This is a genomic window from Chryseobacterium sp. SIMBA_029, from assembly GCF_046535275.1.
In the GTDB taxonomy this organism is placed as follows: Bacteria; Bacteroidota; Bacteroidia; order Flavobacteriales; family Weeksellaceae; genus Chryseobacterium.
Map to the genome: position 1 here is coordinate 1 of NZ_JAWRXA010000396.1, position 267 is coordinate 267.

Consider the following 267-nt stretch of genomic DNA (forward strand, 5'->3'; position numbering starts at 1 on the left):
TGCCGTTAGCGCGGCACGGCGCGCGTCGCATCAGTGGCGCAAGGTGGCGGTTGCTGACCGCGCGCGGATTTTGCGCCGCTTCGCGCAACTGATCGAACGTGACCGGGATGATCTGGGGCATCTTGAAGCACTGCAGACGGGCAAGCCTTTGCGGCAAGCGCGACGTGATGCTGAACTCACTGCGCGGTATTTCGACTTCTACGCAAGCGCAGTCGAAACACACTACGGATCGTCCATTCCGCTGAACGCGGATACGTTGATTTTTAC

Annotated in this window: 1 protein-coding gene; it reads left to right on the top strand. The window is 59.9% G+C overall.

Annotated elements, in window-relative coordinates; genetic code table 11:
* Positions 1-267, top strand: a 267-nt coding sequence (locus SB679_RS24585; RefSeq protein WP_410704897.1) for an aldehyde dehydrogenase family protein, incomplete at both ends; no start/stop codon positions are given.